The sequence below is a fragment of the Vagococcus sp. WN80Y genome (assembly GCF_059621045.1).
Genome location: NZ_JCAQHY010000086.1, coordinates 1 through 4640, shown reverse-complemented (window position 1 = coordinate 4640; position 4640 = coordinate 1). Strand labels below are relative to the sequence as shown.

Here is a 4640-nt window from a genome sequence, read left to right as displayed (position 1 = left end):
ATGGTACTATGTCAAGATAAAGGACAACTTAAATCGAGAGAGTCAGGTATTGTGCTTAGCTATTTCTAAATTCATGTTGAAATGATCCAAAAACTGAGCGAATCAAGAATGTTGGTGTTGATCAAAACGACTAATTGTGACAACGCCTTCTTTTTTTAGACTGACTGTCAGTCTGTCTTCATTGAAGGGCTTGATTGGTTTCGACTTGAGCGAATTGATATAAGCTTTTTCAAATTGAATGGGTGATACATACCCGCAAGCACTATGAATGCGGACCGTATTATAGAACGTTTCAATGTATTCAAAAACCAACCGCTTAGCGTCAGCTAGTGTTAGAATTTGAGCACGATTCAACCATTCTCGTTTGATCAGAGCGTGAAAGGATTCAATACAGGCATTATCCCATGGAGTTCCCTTTTTTGAATAACTCAATTTAAAGTGTGTACCTAACGTTTGTTTGTATTTCTCTGAGACGTACTGACTTCCTCTATCACTGTGAATGACAATTGGTTGATCGACGTGACGAGTTCGTTTTGCTTCCTCCACACAACGAACGACACAAGTGACTTCTAGGGTGCTAGTCACTTGCCAGGCAATGATTTTTCGCGAGTATAAATCCATTATACTTGTCAAATAAACAAAGCCATCTTCTTTTGTCCAAATATAGGTGATATCACTACACCAGTAGGAATCAGGGTGTTTGGGATTAAATTGCCGATTTAAAAGATTGGTCAATTTACTACTGAAATCACTATCTAAGGTTGTTTTAACACATTTCTTCACATATTGAGCTTTAATTTGTGCGTCTCGCATGTAATTTCCAATTGTTTTTTGCGAGACAGATTCTCCCTGAGAGTGAAGGACTTCACTAATTTTTGGTGCTCCATAATTTTGATGCGACGCTTCATGGATTTCTTTAATTTTTTCTATTAGACTCTCTTTACGCTGTTGTTGCTCAGATGGGACTCGTTTTTTCCAACTGTAGTAACCAGAAGTGGAAACACCCAGAATGGTCAGTACCCTGCGAATTGAGAGGGGATGTTTCCAATCGTTTACAAGTTTGTAAACTACCTCACTTCGTCGCCCAGAATACCGATGGCTTTTTTTAAGATGGCCAAGGCATCTGTTTGGTTTTTTAGCTCTCGCTTCAAACGAGCATTTTCTTTGGCTAGGTCACTGTCAAAATTACCTGAGCCACGCCTAATCACTTCTCCTTCATTTTCGGCGGTCTCTTTTACCCACTTGTAGTAGGTTGAGGCGCTGATATCTAAATTACGACAGCACGCTTGAACAGTTAATTCTGGATGGTCGGATCGATACGCTAAAACAGATTCTTTGAATTCTTTTGTGTGTTGAGCCATTGAGAGTCTCCTTTTGTTTTCTTTTAGTATACCTCAACTCTCCACGTTTAACTGTTCCGATTTCTATACTAGCACTATTCCGACGTTATTGTTTCTTGAAAAAATAGAAAAAACGGTCGCGGCTCACACAACGAATGGTCATTCCCAGAAAAATTTAAGTGATTTAATTAAAAATAAGAGAGGCAACAACAATTCTTTCTCTCTTCAATTGTGTAGCCAATCCCCCAAGTTGTAAAAGACTAATTCTTTCATCTTCTATTCTGGTCTAATTAATGGCAAAAAAAACGTCTAACTCATGCCTTTTTAACTCGCAGTTCCTTATATAAATCCTTCATAGCACTTGATACAACAGACTTTGATGGCTTTTCACATAAAAAAGAAAGCACCATTTTTAACCAAAAAGCATGAGTTAGCCACTTTTACATTGAATGAAAAATAGGTCAAAATGAAAGCAATATATCCGTTTAATCTCTTCTCCAACTAGTTATCAAGAAGTCCAATAATAAACACGACGGTCATTTTTTTAATTCAAAAAATTAGATCTGTTTTATCATGCTCTAAGCGGTTTCTTTTAAGACAATACTAGCATTCCACATTGGCATCAAATAGGACGCCTGGAAGACACGGGTTATCCCATTGATCCAAGTCATTCTTATAGAAAGACATTCACTAAGAACATATCAAGATAACCTAACACGTGTTTCCTATTGTATCGATTTCCAGTTAGGTAAATATAACACTATTCTCAATGAATGACTTACAGAAAAGTCTCTCAGTTGACAGCTGATAAATTATTGAATAGTTGGTTTTATTCACTGATATATCAACTATTCTCCCTATAATACATGAATCACTTATGTCGACTGAATCCAGACATGAGCTAAATTATTCACTTTAATTAAATAACACATTTTTAAAATAAAGAAAAATCTAGTATTCTTTATCATTTAATAACATGCTATTCAACTAGCGACTTATTAAGAAGTCATTCAGACGACAGCTAACAAACATGAGGAAAGTTGATACATACACCGTTATATCAACTGTTTCCCCTATAATCCATCAATCACTTATGTCGACTGAATCCAGACATGAGCTGTATTTTCGCCATTGATTAAACAACATCCGTTAAAAAATTAAGCGCAAACTTCACCGTGGCTCCTAAGCTATACGCTAAGGCATCCTCATCTAAATCAAAGTAATCATTATGATGCTCGGCCCCACTGCCAAACTATGGGGTGCCAATTCCTAAAAAGGTCAAGGCTTCATACTGCCTCTAGGGTTCCCGCCCCGGAGATAGTAGCCAATGGTTTGTATGTAATTGTCTGGGTCGTTCCTAACGCCCACAGTGTACAATTAAACGAAAACGCTGTCAATACTTTCATTTATTAAATAACACTATTTAACCCCAGTCTAAACGCAGATATTTACGATTAGACTAGGGGGTTTTTATCAACTAAAAATGGATGCTGTAGATGAATGTCACTGTCGCGAATATCAGAAGGAAACTACCTGTGAGCTAATTATTTAAATTATTTTGCTTCTTTTAATTTCGTTACTTTTATATCACATTATTGATTTAAGAATAACTGATTAAGAGACAACTCTCTTAAAATAAGATAACATTAGCTCATTATTCTAACGAGCTTCAAAAAATTTTTAGGCCTTCATAAAAGCCCTAATGTTCGTTTATAGTAATTCAAGTGTAGCTGAGTACTCCAACTAATCAACTGCACTTTTTTTTGCTTTAGTATCGTCAAGACTTGACTAACCGTTTCATAATCTTTTCCAAAAACTTGTAAGCTTGCAATCACAATTGTATCTCCAGGTACTAAGCTCTCTGCCAATCGTTTAAATTCGACTTGCTCTGTTGATTTTTCGGGCTCAATAAAAATTGTCTCACACTGATAATCCGAGACAATTTTCAATTGGTCATTAGTTGGCAGTGGCTGATTGCGTTTGACATACCCATAAACTGTCATTAATCATCGCTCCTTTTCATCCTTTACATTCAGCGTTAAGTTGACCGATCCATAAGGTGGATGGGCCAAAACATCCTGTAATTCTAAAGAAATAGTCGCTAACTCCTTCAATTCTTGATACACCGCTAATGATAAGTTGACGCGTTTTCTAACAGGTTTAAATTGAGCCTTAGCTAATAAACTTTCTTCCTTATCTTTTTCTACGACCTGTCTCAGAATTGGTTGATACTTAAACCCGTACCAGCCATCAGGAAACTGCTGCTGATACTCCTGCCAAGTCCATCTCAGCGCTTCTACCGCTTGTTTCAGCTGGTTGTATTCCTCATAAGTGATCGTCTTTTTTTTCATTCTAAGCCTAACCCTTTATTCTATTAGCTTGGTATATTTATGGACGGTTCCTAAAGAAACGTGACACTCAATCGAGATTTCTCGTAGCGTTTTCTTTTGCCGATACAGTCGTTCAATTTGGTGGATTACGTCCTCACTAATGGTCGGTCTACCGCTCACCATGCCATTGGCGTGGGCCTTTTTTAAGCCTTGACAGGTTCGTCGGCTAATAATGAGCTTCTCAGCCTGTGCCAACTGAAATAAAATAGCTAGATACTCTTGATCTGACGACACTGGTTTTTCAATAAAGTGTAAAGAAATCTCCTTTGTTTGAATCAGTTTAAGTAGTGGCAACCATTGAATCAATTGAAGGCCAACACTTTGGAAATTTACCACAACTAGCGAACACGTCTTATAAGTCAAAAGAAACTGTTCAAATTGGGCATAGTTCTCGCCTAATTCTTGGGTCTGAACGACCTCCTGACAGTCGGCTTTTTGATAGAGTTGCTCCGACTCGTTAGATACGGTATAACCCACTCGTTTTTCTCTCATCTTATGCTCCTTTCCAGTTTCCTTCCCCTCACCGTCACTCCGATAAGTGATCAGAATAAGTGAAGTAGATAATCAATGAGGTCATTCCCCCACAAATAACCACTTGCAACAAGACATTAGATGAGTAGGTTTGACTCAGTTTTAAGCTGACAATCGTCAAAAAAAAGGTCCCTATGAGAAAAACGGCTTGCCGTAACCTACGGTACTCATGACGGACTCGCACCACTGTCGATAAGGACTCGCCTGATTCTTTACTGATTTGCCGTAACGACCGTTTCCCTGCGACTTGTTGAAAAATGGTCCAATAGGCTCGTCTAATGTGTGGGTCTCTTGAAAAACAACTAAACTGACGTTTCTCAGCCCTTCGCTCTTTTCTAAATTTAGTAACGGTGATACGCGATTCTTTCTGCACAGCACT

Annotated in this window: 5 protein-coding genes and 1 pseudogene; all 6 read right to left on the bottom strand. The window is 38.0% G+C overall.

Features of this window, described 5'->3' with window-relative positions:
• Nucleotides 1–102: 102 nt before the first annotated feature.
• Nucleotides 103–1050: pseudogene (locus AC5KOD_RS03120) on the bottom strand (IS3 family transposase); the annotation flags it as partial.
• Between the two features lie 17 nt (nucleotides 1051–1067).
• Nucleotides 1068–1361, bottom strand: coding sequence for a transposase (locus AC5KOD_RS03115; protein WP_496913077.1), 294 nt, complete (start codon nucleotides 1359–1361; stop codon nucleotides 1068–1070).
• 1667 nt (nucleotides 1362–3028) lie between these two features.
• Nucleotides 3029–3343, bottom strand: a complete 315-nt coding sequence (locus AC5KOD_RS03110; protein ID WP_496913076.1) for a recombinase family protein — start codon at nucleotides 3341–3343, stop codon at nucleotides 3029–3031.
• 3 nt (nucleotides 3344–3346) lie between these two features.
• The gene (locus AC5KOD_RS03105; protein ID WP_496913075.1) at nucleotides 3347–3691 is read right to left on the bottom strand and encodes a hypothetical protein; all 345 of its coding nucleotides are present in this window, start codon (nucleotides 3689–3691) and stop codon (nucleotides 3347–3349) included.
• Nucleotides 3692–3706: 15 nt separating this feature from the next.
• Nucleotides 3707–4222 carry a hypothetical protein gene (locus tag AC5KOD_RS03100; RefSeq protein WP_496913074.1) on the bottom strand — a complete coding sequence of 172 codons (516 nt, stop codon included), beginning with the start codon at nucleotides 4220–4222 and terminating at the stop codon, nucleotides 3707–3709.
• Between the two features lie 34 nt (nucleotides 4223–4256).
• Nucleotides 4257–4640: hypothetical protein (locus tag AC5KOD_RS03095; protein ID WP_496913073.1), on the bottom strand; the 384-nt coding region annotated here is incomplete at its 5' end.